Annotated in this window: 16 protein-coding genes and 1 tRNA gene; 2 read left to right on the plus strand and 15 right to left on the minus strand. The window is 45.3% G+C overall.

Going from position 1 to position 15,257, the window contains the following annotated elements; all coding sequences use genetic code 11:
• Positions 1 to 166: 166 nt before the first annotated feature.
• Positions 167 to 328 carry a hypothetical protein gene (locus ABXR35_RS11840; protein WP_367059965.1) on the minus strand — a complete coding sequence of 54 codons (162 nt, stop codon included), beginning with the start codon at positions 326 to 328 and terminating at the stop codon, positions 167 to 169.
• Between the two features lie 585 nt (positions 329 to 913).
• Between ABXR35_RS11840 and ABXR35_RS11845 the strand changes: the two genes are divergently transcribed.
• Together ABXR35_RS11845 and ABXR35_RS11850 are read left to right on the plus strand one after the other, a co-directional pair.
• Positions 914 to 2,275, plus strand: coding sequence for a murein hydrolase activator EnvC family protein (locus tag ABXR35_RS11845; protein ID WP_367059968.1), 1,362 nt, complete (start codon positions 914 to 916; stop codon positions 2,273 to 2,275).
• Entirely contained in the window at positions 2,276 to 3,484 is a 1,209-nt protein-coding gene (locus ABXR35_RS11850) for a HupE/UreJ family protein (RefSeq protein WP_367059971.1), read from the plus strand.
• A gap of 149 nt (positions 3,485 to 3,633) precedes the next feature.
• On the opposite strand, the gene ABXR35_RS11855 is transcribed toward ABXR35_RS11850, so the two are convergent.
• The 14 genes from ABXR35_RS11855 to ABXR35_RS11920 all read right to left on the minus strand — a co-directional run bounded on the left by ABXR35_RS11855 (position 3,634) and on the right by ABXR35_RS11920 (position 14,702).
• Complete coding sequence (locus tag ABXR35_RS11855) at positions 3,634 to 4,014, minus strand: hypothetical protein (RefSeq protein WP_367059974.1); 381 nt, start codon at positions 4,012 to 4,014, stop codon at positions 3,634 to 3,636.
• A 20-nt stretch (positions 4,015 to 4,034) separates the two neighbouring features.
• Positions 4,035 to 4,166 (minus strand): cyclic lactone autoinducer peptide, encoded by a 132-nt coding sequence (locus tag ABXR35_RS11860; protein ID WP_367059977.1) that lies wholly within the window; start codon positions 4,164 to 4,166, stop codon positions 4,035 to 4,037.
• 4 nt (positions 4,167 to 4,170) lie between these two features.
• Entirely contained in the window at positions 4,171 to 4,683 is a 513-nt protein-coding gene (locus tag ABXR35_RS11865) for an accessory gene regulator ArgB-like protein (protein WP_367059980.1), read from the minus strand.
• Positions 4,676 to 5,302: a hypothetical protein gene (locus tag ABXR35_RS11870; RefSeq protein ID WP_367059983.1), complete on the minus strand. Its 627-nt coding sequence runs from the start codon at positions 5,300 to 5,302 to the stop codon at positions 4,676 to 4,678. The genes ABXR35_RS11865 and ABXR35_RS11870 overlap by 8 nt, the downstream gene beginning before the upstream one ends.
• Positions 5,303 to 5,697: 395 nt before the next feature.
• On the minus strand, positions 5,698 to 6,006 hold the full coding sequence (locus ABXR35_RS11875) for a hypothetical protein (protein WP_367059986.1): 309 nt from the start codon (positions 6,004 to 6,006) through the stop codon (positions 5,698 to 5,700).
• 264 nt (positions 6,007 to 6,270) lie between these two features.
• Complete coding sequence (locus ABXR35_RS11880) at positions 6,271 to 6,513, minus strand: hypothetical protein (RefSeq protein WP_367059989.1); 243 nt, start codon at positions 6,511 to 6,513, stop codon at positions 6,271 to 6,273.
• 368 nt (positions 6,514 to 6,881) lie between these two features.
• Complete coding sequence (locus ABXR35_RS11885; protein WP_367059992.1) at positions 6,882 to 7,091, minus strand: hypothetical protein; 210 nt, start codon at positions 7,089 to 7,091, stop codon at positions 6,882 to 6,884.
• 643 nt (positions 7,092 to 7,734) lie between these two features.
• Positions 7,735 to 9,237 (minus strand): methyl-accepting chemotaxis protein, encoded by a 1,503-nt coding sequence (locus tag ABXR35_RS11890; protein WP_367059994.1) that lies wholly within the window; start codon positions 9,235 to 9,237, stop codon positions 7,735 to 7,737.
• A gap of 367 nt (positions 9,238 to 9,604) precedes the next feature.
• Positions 9,605 to 9,676: transfer RNA gene (locus ABXR35_RS11895), tRNA-Val, on the minus strand.
• Between the two features lie 176 nt (positions 9,677 to 9,852).
• Positions 9,853 to 10,608, minus strand: a complete 756-nt coding sequence (locus tag ABXR35_RS11900) for a stalk domain-containing protein (protein WP_367059997.1) — start codon at positions 10,606 to 10,608, stop codon at positions 9,853 to 9,855.
• 173 nt (positions 10,609 to 10,781) lie between these two features.
• Positions 10,782 to 11,060: a hypothetical protein gene (locus ABXR35_RS11905; protein ID WP_367060000.1), complete on the minus strand. Its 279-nt coding sequence runs from the start codon at positions 11,058 to 11,060 to the stop codon at positions 10,782 to 10,784.
• Positions 11,061 to 11,473: 413 nt separating this feature from the next.
• Positions 11,474 to 13,357 (minus strand): Ig-like domain-containing protein, encoded by a 1,884-nt coding sequence (locus tag ABXR35_RS11910; protein ID WP_367060003.1) that lies wholly within the window; start codon positions 13,355 to 13,357, stop codon positions 11,474 to 11,476.
• A 224-nt stretch (positions 13,358 to 13,581) separates the two neighbouring features.
• On the minus strand, positions 13,582 to 13,998 hold the full coding sequence (locus ABXR35_RS11915; protein ID WP_367060006.1) for a hypothetical protein: 417 nt from the start codon (positions 13,996 to 13,998) through the stop codon (positions 13,582 to 13,584).
• Positions 13,999 to 14,021: 23 nt separating this feature from the next.
• Positions 14,022 to 14,702, minus strand: coding sequence for a uracil-DNA glycosylase (locus ABXR35_RS11920; RefSeq protein WP_367060009.1), 681 nt, complete (start codon positions 14,700 to 14,702; stop codon positions 14,022 to 14,024).
• Positions 14,703 to 15,257 lie beyond the last annotated feature (555 nt).

The raw sequence follows: 15,257 nt of genomic DNA on the forward strand, positions 1-15,257 counted from the left end.
GAACAAGCGGTGTCATGCAACAATAAACAAAAACGCGCAGCTGCGGTCTTACGACCGTTCTGCGCGTTTTTTATTTAGAGGACCCTTGATCTCCTATGATTCTCGACTTATTAGCCGATACGTATAGAGTAGGATCGTGTGTGATAAAAATAGAGGGGACGCTGCTTTAGTTTGTTTCCATGTATTGTGTCAGCAGTTGTTTCACTTTCCCACGTACCGCCAAGTCGGAGTTGTTGTGGTTGCTAACGATCTGCTGAATTTGGGACATAAAATCCAGCTCGCGGTTGTCTATGTTAAATGTACCTTGTTCTTGTGTATTTTCCATCATGATGTTCATCCTCCGTTGTATATAATATGGCGTCAGCTGAATGGCTGCGCGTGACGGGAAGTACCCCGTGTTTGTTATCAATATGAAAGTGATTGTAAATGTAAGATTCAGTGCAACGATTTCTAATTTGTATATCACCTTCCTGCACACATTTCAAACAGCTTTTTGCAAGTTTTTTACCAGAAATTATGTAATTTTCGTGAATATAATAATGATAGCGGTATCATTTTGCATACTATGCTCCTGATTATTCGGTATTGCTCACAGTAGCGCTGAGATACTGCACTTTCCATTGACGATCCAGTACTGCACTGCTATATTCTTAATAGTAAATATTACGATTTTTAAACCTTTTGTATTATTTTCGTCTCCACAGGCAGGGAAGTACAATGACGTGGTCGAACATAGCTAATAACCGGGAGAAAAGTAGGAGATTTTACGGGGGTTATGCTCCTGCTTTGATTCGATTGTCATGTATGAGTGACATCAAAACGTTATAGCCAATTGGGGACAGATGCAAGGGAATGTACGGCATCTTGAGTAACGGCATCAATGAAAAACGCATAATAAAGGATGGGCGCTTAATTGAAAACATTAATATCCTTCGCAGCCGTATTGCTGCTGACTGGTGCAATCGTGCAGCCAGGTTATGCAGCCAAGTCGTCAAATGAATTGCAACACGAACTGGATGCCGTTGAACAACAATCCAAGGATGCCACTGCTAAGCAAAAAGCCGCTGAAGCGCAAAAGCAACAATCTCAAGCGCTCAAGCAGCGTGCTCAGGATGATCTTGGTAACGTATTGACTGCTATCAACGATGTCAGCACGCAGCTCGCTCGCGTCTCCAATGATATTTCCCAGACGGAAGCTGGTCTGCGTCAGGCAAAGCAAGATCTGCAAGAAGCCAAGCAGCGTATTCAAACGCGTGAAGGCATGATCGATACACGCGTGCGTATGATGTATACCGATGGCTTTGTGTCTTATTTGGACGTGTTAATGTCGGCGAACAATTTCTCTGACTTTCTCGCTCGTGCCGACTCACTGCGTATGATCGTGGAGCAGGATCAGGATATTTTGCAGCAGCAGGAACAGGATAAGCAGCAGGTCATTATTACGCAGAACCAGCTAACTGCCGATTACGCGCGTGCCAAATCGCTCTATGCCGAAAAGGCAACCCGTAAAGCCGAATTGAGCGCCAAGGAAAATCAAAAACATATTCTCATTACCAAATACAATGCCCAGATCGAAAACGCCGATGACATCAGCGCCGATCAGGAGCAGCAATTATGGGCGCTTGCCGATCAACGCGCCTCGTTGTATCAGGAAAAAACAGCTGCCGAAAGTCGCGAACGTGAGGAACGTGCACAGGCGGAAGCACGCGCTCGTGCGGCTGAGCAAGCACGTCGCGCTGCTGAAGCGGCAGCAGCCGCTGCGGCACAACAACAGGCTGCTCAGTCCGCACAGGCACCAGCCAGCAACAATGACAGCAGCTCCGATGATGGCGGTGGCAGTGACGCTCCCGGCGATTCTGGCGGCAATTACCAGCCAAGCGGTAGTGGCATCATGACCATGCCAGTCGTCGGTGCGCGCATCTCTTCCCCATTCGGTTATCGTTATCATCCGATCACCGGACAGTATAAAATGCACACTGGTATTGATCTCGCCGCTCCTCAAGGTACACCAATCTATGCCGCAGATGGCGGTACAGTCGTCGTGGCAAGCTGGATGAATGGATACGGCAATGTGGTTATTATTGACCACGGTAACGGTATCCAAACGCTGTATGCGCATATTCGCGACGGCGGTACGATGGTATCGGTCGGTCAAGGTGTAGGCAAAGGTGACAAAATCGCCGAAGTCGGCTCCACTGGGAACTCGACTGGACCGCACTGTCACTTTGAAGTACGCATCAATGGCAATCCGGTTGATCCAATGGGGTATCTGTAAATGATATCCCCTACATCCGCTGTGAATCGATTTCACCGTTTACCGTTTCGGCCAGCCAGCTTGTATGTGCTGGCCTTTTTGCTGCTGATGAGTATGAATATGCTGCCGCTGCGTACCGCTTCTGCTCATGCGTACAGCGTCGCTTTTACCCGAATCAGCTATAGCGATGGGCAGATGACTCTGCAATATGCGCTTGATGATCTATCTGTGCTGGAGGCATTGCCCGGTGTGGATCGTAATCAGGATTATTATTTGGATGAGCAGGAGCTATCTGCTGCTCATGATCGTATTATGGCATGGTTCCATCAGTATTTGCATGTACAGGATCAGGGGCAGCCCGTTGATTTGAGTACGGGTACTTTGGTGCTGAACAGTGAACTGCCGGACAAAGAGCATTTCAAATTCAAGGACAAGATCAGCTATAGCGATCTGCTGCTGCCCAATGCCAAGCTGGTTACGCTCACTGTACATCTTCCAGTGACGGGCAAACTGGATACTATAAGCCTTCAGGATGATTTTCATCAAGTTATCCCTAGCGAATACGCTAATTTTATCAATGTTATAAATGAAGGTACGATTCAATCCACCTCTGCCCTGTTTCAAGCACCATGGAGCTTTCAGGTGGAGATCAACCATGTGGATGGCAGCAGCAAAGTGGACAGCAGCGGCTGGCTCACCTTTCTCCGACTTGGCTCGCAGCATATTTTGACGGGAACTGATCATCTTCTGTTTCTCCTCACCTTGATCGTGCTGCGTATGCGATTGCGCGATTACGTCAAAATCATCACGTCATTCACGATTGCCCATAGTCTTACACTGGCGCTGTCTGTACTTGGTATTGCCACGCTGCCATCGCGGTTTGTAGAGTCGATGATTGCCGCCAGTATCGTCTATGTCGCATTGGAAAATTTGTTTTTTCGCCGTAATGCCCGGAATCGCTGGTGGCTGACCTTTCTGTTCGGGCTTATTCACGGACTCGGTTTTGCCGATTTGTTAGTGGATATGCAGCTACCTACGAATCAGCTTGTCCCTGCCCTGCTTAGCTTCAATCTCGGTATTGAGTTGACGCAATTGACCTTGCTTGCGATTGCTCTACCATTGCTAACTCTGTGGTATCGCACCCGATGGTATCCGCGCACCTTTATCGTTGTTAACGCCGCGGCGGTTTGTGTGGCTGCATTTTGGCTGTTTCAACGGTTGACGATGTAACGCTACATCTACATCGGATTCCACTACATCTTACAATATGTCATAAGAACTGTGTTATATGTCTGATTCGTATGTTGCTGTTGCAACGAGAAGGATTTCAGACATCCCATCTCCTTCTCCACCTGAACGCACAAAAAAGCCTGCCTTCATCAGGCAGGCGATGTAATACTGAGACCCGGATTCATGCGGTGTAGCTCATCCACGGTATTCAAAAACCGATGATGGGCGATGCCGCATTTTTTTGATTTGCGGTTGGTTTCCATTTCAAAGTAGGCTTCTTTACGCATCAGGTCGATCCAAACGATACTGTCTGCATGGATCAATACTCCACGATCCACCTCTAAAAAATGATACCCCTGTTCCCGCAAATGACTAGCCCAGTGCTTGATCGAGCCGTTCATATAATACGTTCCGTCCTGTGTATGTACCACGATCCGGTCTTTACGGCGATCATAGCTCATGAACCAGACAGCAGATACGGCAATCTCAAGTGAGTAGGTTTGTTTCTCTTGTTCTCTGGTTACTTGCAACAACACGATCACTCCTATAATTATTTCTGTAAGAGCTCCTCGGGTGCTTCTGGAGAATAAACGAACAGCGAGCTGGATATACTGACAAAAAACAGGCTCAATGAAGACAACACGGTTGCCAGCACAAAATATCCATGTTGGATTGCGCGCATAGGATCACCTCCTTCGAATCAGACTAGCTGATTGAACGAAGAAAGCCAGCGCAACCGGCACAGACAGCACATAAAGGTTGATCGCGACCAGACAGCAGCCCACTATTTTGAGCAGCGGATAGTAAGTTTCAGGAATACGGGAATGTTTTGCTAGATGAGATGGAGCATAACAAAGAATGAGCATCATACTCATACATGTCAAAATTATACAATAGATAGACGGCAATGTCACCATGGATAACGCGACAAACAGAAGAGAGGAGAACCATACACACGCCATTCCCGTTTTTAGATGATAGCCACCCGTGAATTGGCGTAATACAGCAAAGGAGAACATGATGAGCATGGCACGCCCGAAGGTGCCAAGCAGCATGGAGAGAAGCATCGTCACCAATATAATCGAGGTTATATTGATGACAATGGATAAAGCATATGTGAGAACGGCAGTGCTGGAAGGATGATGTGGGACCACACGCTTAATATGTTGCGCAGTTCGTTCAGCCAGATATTCAATCATAGGCCGCCCGCTCCTTCATAATGGAATAGTAGATGAATATTCCTGCCAATAGCGCGAAGAAGATAATGATGTAATAGAGGTTGTTGTAATACATGAGAAATGAGGCAAATATCAGAGCGGCAATGGTAAAGATCACAATTGCGATATGCTCAAACTTAAAGCGGAATTTCTCAAAGTCAGCGATAAATCCGAACTTGAACAAATGAAGGACATAACAGATACCGACAGCAATCAGACTGGAAACGACCTGAATAATCGAACCTGCCACCGAATACTGCATATCCGATGTAAACGAACCATACAGCCCAAGAATAACAAGCGCTTGGATGATCGCATACACCAGAATCCCGCATACCGCGATAATCGTAGACCATAACACAGGCACGCGTACAATGGTCGTCATGATTAGAATAAATGAGATCGTACTCACCGCTGTCATAATCGACGATAACTCCAGCTCCGCTCGAATCAGATAGCTAATCAAACTCATAATGAGCGAAATTATCGCTACCGATCCAATATAGTCCAGCGGACGTAATCGAAAAATCGAAAGCATCAGTGCGAAAACTGCCAAATTCTCAACACTGGAAAAGAATACAAATCTTATTGCATCAAGCAATTTTCTTCCTCCTAATTCAAATACATACATAAATTATACGTGAATTGGTAGCTTTTTCAATACAGAAAATCAAGCATCCATCCTTCTGCTTCTCCCTCATGCACATCTGCTTTTCATCCTACATGCAGCAGAAGAATCATACTTTGATTCAACCGTCTCCCCACCTTTTCGATCTATCTTGCATGGATGAAACAATAGGACCAAGCAAAAAAATCGAATAAGCATGCAGTATAACGCTGCTGCTTATCCGATTTTATGTTTGACAGGAATGCTTAATTGCTAGCTATATACATTGTTGCATACATGCGTCTAATTATGATCAATACCAGCTGCTACGAACGATTATAACAGGAAACCTATTCGCATAGCTTGCACCGAAAGTGCTTATACTGACATCAGTCTTCCGATACATCTGCGCGCAATACGCTGGCTACTTCAATCATCTTCGGAATGACTGCTTCATTGGCACCGGATACGTACAGATCGCCGCCATAATGACGAAACGGAATCGTTGCCGTTCCTTGATGCCATAGGAAGAAGTCACCTTCAATTGACATCGTTGCTTCGCCTTTGACCGTAAATACGCTGGTATATTCCATATCCGCTTGCGTTGCAAAATACGCTTTGCATTCCTCCAGCGTAATTTCCTTGGCACTCTCATCAATATTTTGCATTTCGCGCGTAATGCGATAACGTTGACTCATTGGTTACTCTCCTTTTAACTCTAAATTAAACGTCCAACACTTGGACACTTAGCTTTCTCGAATCTACATTATACACAAAGTTGTGCACAATATACAAAGAGAACATAGGCAAAAACCCTCCATCATTCGGAGGGTCGCCCAAGCTTGATTGCAACACATCAAGGCACGCTGAATTGTAGAACACGAACAGATATGATTTTACAGGAAGACGTAACAACAACATCCTATTTACACAAGTCTAATGAGATTGTATATATACGCACGTCAGCGTAGTGCATCAATAGCCGCCTGCACATAGGTTGGGATAGAACGCTCGTGCTTCTCCATCATATTGCGGGTATAAATGACCAAGGGCTTGCCCTCCACAACGGGATACCCGCATTCATGCTCACCTTTGTATTCGATGATAGAGCCTTTGGCATGCTTCCTTGCATCCTCATAGTCGATTAACACATGGAACACCTGATTCGCCGTTTTGTCGATATACGCATAAGCCTGCTCAGCCATGCATCTCCCTCCTTTGTCTCTGCTTGGTTAGATGATTGATTTGTGCTTTTTTCTATTATGTAAATGTTGACTGCAAAGTGCAACCTCGGAAGCCAAAAACGTAGGTATAGCAAGGGATCAAGGACGATGGTGAATACGGATGAATGAAGTATTTGGTATTCTAACTGTTGAGTCTAAGCAACCTACTTATCTCGCTTCCCATTGTAGCTTTTGGCTTTTGGCTTTTGGCTAAGTATAGCGATGATGCTTCTATAAAAAAGAAGCGCTCTATGAGAACTAAGCAATATTTGATGACTGCTTAATCCTCATAGAGCGCCAAGAATTATACTACATATTCGCTTGTACAGATACATACAACTCCTAACGCATCAAACGGTAGTCTTTCCCGTTCTCACCGTATACGTGAATAACCGCACAACAACCAGTGCCAGACCAATCCATACCAACACACTAAGCGGTACATCTCGCAAAGCCAGCTTGATCGTCATGAAAAGAGTCGTCAACGGAATCAGGACTACAAAAACGAGCACAATCGCAAACACAATTCCAAGCACTCGGTTCATCAGAGTTTTGTTCATGATGGACAATCTCCTTTTTGATAGGATTGCATATGAATACAGATCATATGGCGTCAAACTTAAAGTATATTCTTATATCGTAAATGTCGTCTAATGATTCATAAAATAGAGAGTATACTTCGACATGCTATAACTTCATAAATATTCTATTCGCTGATCATATCCATTCCCCTGCTACGAAATTGCCAGTAAAGCAAATTTTCAGTAATCCGTATTGTACGTGCATCTCTGTGTCTCTGTGTCTCTGTGTCTCTGTGTCTCTGTGTCTCTGTGTCTCTGTGTCTCTGTGTCTCTGTGTCTCTGTGTCTCTGTGTCTCTGTGTCTCTGTGTCTCTGTGTCTCTGTGTCTCTGTGTCTCTAATTATGATACTTGTCATTTCCTATCTAATCATCGAATACACATATGCATATGATAAATATTTTCTTATGTCGTGTGATACTAAGCTAATACCGATCAGCATTTGCCCCAAACCGACGAAATGCCCCGCTATGCTAACATAGACGGGGCATTGTGCTATCTGTAATTACCGACATGTATATGGAGTCTGTACCACGTATGTCTAGTATTCTTTTTATCATCAACTGATCTTTACAACCCAATCAACTGGCAGCGCATCACTAGAGCTAGGCGCAGCGACTGCTTATCAAATTTGGCTAGTTAAATCCGAAATAGAGCGAGCCATATGATCAATCTCATTCATAGAGGCATTCAGTTGCTCTGTTAATGCTGCCTGTGATTGAGTGAGAGTAGTCATATTGCTGATCTGGAACAAAATTTGCTCAATTTGTTCTTTCATCTCGCTGAGACTTTTCTCAATATTCTCAGTCGCACTGGCACTGTTGATTGCCAGCTTACGTACTTCATCAGCGACGACTGAAAAGCCTCGTCCCATCTCACCAGCTCTAGCCGCTTCAATCGATGCATTCAAGCCAAGCATATTCGTCTGATTCGCAATCTCACGGATCAGGTTGGAAATGTTTTGTGTTTCGTCGGCACTCACTTTGGCGCGGTTTGCTGCTTGAATCGAATGCTCTTGAGCACCTGAAACTTCCTGCGCTTGTCCAGATACAGAGTTGATCGCTGTCGCCATTTCCGAAATCGAGTGTGACAGTTGGTTCATCCGCTCAGTCATCGCTTGGACGATGGTTTCTTTGTTTTTCTCAAAGGTAATATCTCGCAGTGTGCCTGCAACACGTAGCGGCACTCCTTTCGCATCGCGATTCGTTGTGCCATTCGCATGACACCAGCGATAGTCGCCATTTTTTAGCTGAATGCGGTAATCGAGATCAAATGGAGTACGACCGCTATGATCCAGCATATGATCGGCAAATGCTTGCACGACGCGCTGCGCATCCTCTGGGTGTAAACGTTCACTCCAGCTGCTCAATATATTGGGGAATTCCTGCTCACTATGAAAACCCAGCATCTCGCGGAATTGCGACGAATACCAGATTTCGTTTTTGGGATTTACTGGATCGCCAGCTTCTACTGTCATATCCCACGGTGCTTCGACCAGCGCTTTGCTAATGAGATCATATCGCACAACCAACATTTCAAGCTGCTGATCGCGAATATACTTTTCATGCACATCCATCAAAGCACCAGTCACGTACAGCGGTACTCCTTTTGCATCTCGCTCTGTTTCTGCGGTAGCACGGAACCAGCGATAATCCCCTGTTTTCAGCCGCAGACGGTAGTGAATATCGAATTCTGTTCGACCGCTATGATCTAGTAAATGACCCATAAATGCAGCAAATACTTGTTCTTGATCATCAGGATGTAAAGCAGAAGACCAACTGCTCATCACGTTCGGAAAATCAGTTTCATCTTTGTAGCCGAGCAAGTGACGGAGTTCGTCTGTCCAGAAAAAAACATTATCTGGATTCAGTGGATCGCCACCTTCAATTGCCAAATCCCAAAACGCTGTATTCATAGATTTGTGCGTCAATTTCATACAGACAGAAAGATACTTATTTTGTTTATGTACATGATCCAGCGCATAATTGACATGATGAACCACACCAAGAATAGTTGGATCTTCAGTTTGTAGTTGTAAGCGATTGGAAGGTTGCTTCGCCAGTTGATCGGCAGCATCAAGCAATGGTTGAAGGTCAGACGTATTGCGTTTTACAGAAAAAATAGACATTATGTTGATATTCTCCTTTGAGCGGCGTAGCAGCCGAACCTGTTACATTTCCTTGCTGCCGCTTGTTTGTATTTTCTCAATGAATCAATACATATTCTTTTTCACCCCAAAGACCTAAACGAATCCTTTCACTAAATTAGCAATTTAGTATCGCTTATATTTATATTCGCACGTTTTCATCGAAAATTTATAGGTATTTGTACCTAATGTTTAAATTTTTAATTATTTAAATTCTGTTTTTATACAAAAAAATGATTCATTATGCTTAATTTAACATAATAAATCACAAAGGTAGGCGATATGATTGGGATTACGTTATATCATGACATAACAAAAAAGCCCTTGATTTCTCAAGGACTTTTGGCGATGACCTGTAGTGGGATCGAACCACTGACCCCTACCCTGTCAAGATAGTGCTCTCCCGCTGAGCTAACAGGTCATATTATAATCACAAGATTTAATATATCAAATCAAAAGAGCGCTGTCAATCCTAGCTTGCCAAGTACAAAGGGATGCAGATACGACATCTGCATCCCTTTTGCTATTCAAATTATCGAGTATCTGTTGGATTGGCTATCATCTATCCTGAGTGAACATCATCAGCTTCTGTTTATGTTACAGCTTGCTTACCGATCCGGCTACACCAATCAGCTGATCCTTGGTCAGGCTGCTATCCAGTGCTGTGATGGTAAAATAGTTACCTTTCCATTCAAAGGTCACCTGTGCTCCAGTGTCGCCATTTGCTGCATAGTAATTACCAGTTACACCGTTACTCAGCTTCACCTGTGTACCGCCTTTGCCAAAATCACCGCCGCTGTTATCGCGTGCTGCTGCGGAGACGCGCATATGCTTGTACAGCAGGTTAACGCTGTCTGCACCGTCTGCGGCAGCGACTTTGATAAAGGAATCTTGGCTGCCGATTTGCGTTGGGGCGTATGGTACAGCGAATGCGTCTACGCCAAAGCCACTTCGTGCTTGTTTGATCTGATTGATCTGGGCGGTCGTGTATGTGATTGATTTCAGGCTGCTGGTACTGCCTGTCGAGCTACCGCTACCGTTGCTACTATTGCCAGAGCCGGACGAGGTGCCTAGTGATACTTTGCCTGCGGAGGCGTTATAGTTTACAGGGACATTCAGTGCATCTGCCATCGCACGTACAGGTAGATACGTAGAGCCATTATACGTGATCGGTGCTAGCTGCTCTCCATTTGATCCTTTGGCGGTATAGGCACTGCCATTCACTTCGATCTGAATGCCATGATTGACGTAAGCGCGAATAGATTCCAGCTTGGTGCCTGCGTACACACCTGCGGATGTAGTAAGCGTCATTCCTGCTGCCAATGCGACGGTGATCCATGTTTTCGATTTCATATGAAGGACTCCTTTAATGTTGGGTTTGATCCGATGATGTACCGGATGTCTGTTGTTGTTCCTGTCCTTACTTTAACCAACAGTTGTATCGGTACACGCTCGTCATTGTATCCAACTTGTAAACAATTCACTGTCTACCTGCGTGTTCTCCATTATGCGACTAACGCTTTATTTTAATATTGCGTCCAATAGGAGGTATCGGTAGGTGCAAAGCGGCGTGGCAACGGCTTGTCCTTGCGCTCCCAGCCCTCAATCATAACGATGGTATGAGGTCCAGAGTGGTCTTGCCAATGTATGTATTGCTGCGATTCCAGCGATAGCAGTGTATCTGTAAGCTGGGATCGCGTCTTATAGGTCATGGCGGTCAGCTCCTTCCATACCGGCATCCGCCGCCTTGAGGCAAAAAAGTTAAACAATATCCGCAGCAGTTTGCGTTCTGCATCGTCCAGCATGCTCGGTCACCTCCTGTGCTTTTGCAGAGATAACATAAACCCAATCCGTATGCTTCTATGACCAATACCATTCGCCCAAAGCCTTACCTTATGCGTATTCAGATAGGATGCTGTGATTGGATAAAATACGAATAGATAAGATAGAAATAGATAAACAGGAACATATGTTCTTTTGATATTATAAGATCCCTATTGCTTTTTGGCAACAGCATTCTGCTGATTCTCCTCCGTATCGTTCACTTCCCCCTCTTTTATCCCTAAGAAAAAGCCGCTCCCTTCTCCGTAGAGATAGGAAGCGGCTCAACATAGATTGTCTTTGGTTTAGCATCCAGCAGATATCTGCTAGATCAGCTAGCTACCGGTAATCGGAATAGCGATTCACCAGACTGGACAGGTCGCTATATGAAAAGGGATTATTTACCTGCTGCATCCTTGACGTTCACGTTTGTGCTTACACGTTTACCGTCGAATTCCGCACGAATCGCAGAAACACCTTTGGATACAGCTGTAATTTTACCACCACTTACAGTTGCTACATTCGTTTTGGACGATGTCCATGTTGCATTTTTGCTTACATCTACTGTTTCACCTGTATCATATTCTGCCGTTACGAGCAGAATCGTTGTTGTACCGGTTGTCATTTTCAGCGATTTTTCGGAGAAGGTCAGTTTTTTGACCTGTGCGCTTACTGTGACTTTGACAGTAGCGGTCAATCCTTGATACGAGCCTGTCAGCGTAGTTGTACCCATGCCAATCGCTTTAACGGAAGTACCTTTTACGGTAGCTACTGCTGTATTGGAAGATACCCAGTTCATTTTGGTGGACAGGGTTACAGACTTACCGTCTACATACTTTCCTGTCACTCTGATTGATTTGCTTTTGTTCAGTGCCAGGTTAATATCGGTTGGCGATACAGTAATGGAAGCCAGTTTGCTTTCCATTTTAACGCTAACACGTACAGTTTGGTTCAGGTACGTTCCTTTCAGAGAAGCGGAACCTTTAACCAATGATTTTACTTTGTCGCCTTGTACGAGCAGTTTGTTGGACGTAGATGTCCATACTACATCGTCACTTACATCAGCTGTTGAGCCGTCTGCAGATACTGCTTGTACAGTTGGCAGCGATGCTGTCGAGCCTACCACCACGCTCAAGCTTGTTGCGCTTGGTGTCAGGTTGAGCACTTCTGTTTTCACACTTACTGGAATGCTGACTTGCATATTCCCTACTGTACCTACCAGCGTTACGTCACCAGCAGCTTCACCAGTGATTTTGCTGCTAGTCAGGGAAGCAACAGAGCCATCCACAGTCCAGTTGATTACTTTGGACAGATCGGTTGTTGTACCATCTACCGCGGTGCCAGTTACTTTTGGCAGTGTCACGGAATCGCCAGTTACCAGATCAATCGAAGTGACGCTTGGCTCCAGCTTTTTCATTGTTTTGTAGACTGTTACTTTAAAGCTTTTGGTAAAATCTTCGTACTGTGCCTTAATCGTCGATGTGCCTTCTACCCATGGGGTAAGCAGACCTTTGTCGGCGGTGACATTCAGCGGATTGGAGGATGTCCAGGTTACATCCGCAGTTACCTCTTTCACTTGTGTCGAATCAGCAACCTCTGCTTTGATTTGCGTTGGTGTCTGTCCGATGAACATGACCTGATCGTCTTCTGGGGTCAGCATAAGACCTTGGAAAGAAGAACGTACATACAGTGTTGCACTTGCGGTCAAACCTGCATATTTGGCTGTCAGTGAAGTTGTGCCCTGCGAGATCCCGGTAACCTGTCCATCCACCACTTTTGCTACTTTGGTGTCATATGTAGACCAGGTAACGGTATCGGTTACGTCTACGGTCGTTCCATCTGTTTTCGTCGCAGTTGCGGTAAACTCATACGGTGTGCCAATCGTTACATTCGTCGCGCTGTCTGGAGACAGAGTGAGCGTTGTATACGGCGAAGTTACAGTTACTTTTTTGGTAGCAGCTAGATCGCCATACTTGGCAGTGATCGTTGTAGAGCCTTTACCTACCGGAGTGATTGTACCATCTTTTACTGTGGCTACAGCCGCTGCACTGGAAGACCAGGTGGCTTTCTCGGTTACGTCCGTTGTGTTGCCATTGCCATCCACTGTGTACAGCGTCAGATCAGTTGCATCATCTTCCAGAGACAGTGCCAGCGTGTTATCGTCGGAAAACTTAAGGGAAACGGCAGTCGAATCGGCAGCGAATACCCCGTTCGGAAAGATCATTGTGCTGAGCAATACCAGCATAAGTGTCCATTTTCCCAATTTGGAAATACGTATCATTTATTTCTCCCCTTAGTATAGTATCGTCTATGTCCAGTCCTTAACTAATATCGGACAAAATCCAAAAAATTGAAGACGTATCTGTAAATATACCCTGATTTTTACCAAAATAAGACTATCGTCCTGTATGGTGGACGATAGTCGCTGTTACCGTTTGTGAGTATGCGAAACTTCATGTACACGCTATTTGTATGATGGTGATGCGGTTTAGGCGAAGACGTTCTCTAGCATCCTCGACGTGAGCGAACAACAAACTGATACTCGGATTTGGCAAAAACACGCTGATCATCCAACACGACCCGTTCACGATTATGACGCACCAGCTTGGCGAACGGCTCGATCAGCTGATCGCCCTTCCAGATCATTACCTTGGAGCTGAATAGAATCGCATTGTCGAATTGAACGGGCTGCTTCATCACATACCCGACGGAATTCAGCTCCCATGCTGCTGAGTTCAGATCCTGTGGCAGCTTGTCCAGTTCCTTGATATGCAGAATATCATTCAGCAGCACATGCACAGAGCCGGGTTGTAGCACCAGCCGATTTTTTTCTACATCCCAATTCTGAATTGTGCCGTACAATCTGGAATGGTATTCATCATCTCGCGTAATGACGACCTTCTTGCCTTCCCACCGTTTCATGATCCCACCTCCATGCGCCATAATCAGGTCAACTCCGGTATGGTCCAGTCAATCGGCTGCTGGCCTTGTTCGGTTAAAAATGAATTGGTACGTGAAAACGGTCGGCTGCCGAAAAAGCCTTTGCGTGCAGCAAACGGACTTGGATGCGCGGAACGGATGATGAGGTGATGCTCTGTGTTGATCAGCGCTTCCTTCTCTGCCGCATGATTGCCCCATAAAACAAATACCATCGGTTGCTGACGTTCGTTCAATAATTGAATCACGGCATCGGTAAATCGCTCCCAGCCCTTGCCCCGATGAGAGGCTGGCTGACCGGCACGTACCGTTAGTGCTGTGTTCAGCAGCAGCACGCCATGCTTGCCCCAGCTAACGAGTGAACCATGCTTCGGAATTGCTGCACCTGTGTCTTCTTGCAATTCTATGTAAATATTGCGCAAGGATGGCGGTACTTTCACACCGGGTTGTACAGAAAAGCTTAACCCCTCTGCCTGTCCAGCTCCGTGATACGGGTCTTGTCCCAAAATGACTGCTTTCACCTCCGAGTACGGAGTTAGACGAAAGGCTTGAAACAATAAATCACGCGGCGGATAGATCGTGTGCTCCTCGTATTCTTTGTCCAGCCAAGTCATCAGCTCTTTAAAATAAGGCTTCTCCATCTCTTCCTTCAGTATATCATCCCAATCGTTTCCAAACATGTGTAACATCCTTTCTTTCGTATGATAATGTGTCGTGGCAACTGCATGCTTCTTGTTGAAGGGTGGTGCTGGTTGTGTAGGATGCAGCTGTAGGACGGTTGGTGGTGCGTTCTTGGTTTATTACCCTGATTTTATAATAATGTATTGGGTGGGGGAAGCAGGTTTTTAACTTTTGAGGGGTTTGAGCGGATTTGGAAGGAGGTTTTGTTTAGTTTTACGGGTGGATGTAGGGGCAGTGCTGCGGGAAGGGATAAGGGAACGGGACTCAGGTAGAGCCGCGGGAATCTTTTGATTTGGGAGAGAATGAAGATTCCCGCCCCTCCAAAGAGGTAAGATATTTTGCTTTTGCAAAAATCACATTTCATTGAACATTGTGTTTGAAAATCGCAAACACGATAAGTCGCCCTTTTCCCTTATTCCCTTCCCTCCGCTTGGGGGTACTTGGTAATTATATGTAAAAGAATAAAAAAACATGTTTGTGGGTTGCGACCAATAGCCGGTTAGAGTTACGGGGTTAAAAAGACTGCTTGGGTGGGTTAGTAGCAGAGTTGAAAGAATAGTTGA

Origin of the sequence: Paenibacillus sp. JQZ6Y-1, assembly GCF_040719145.1 — a bacterium.
GTDB classification, from domain to species: domain Bacteria; phylum Bacillota; class Bacilli; order Paenibacillales; family Paenibacillaceae; genus Saccharibacillus; species Saccharibacillus kandeliae.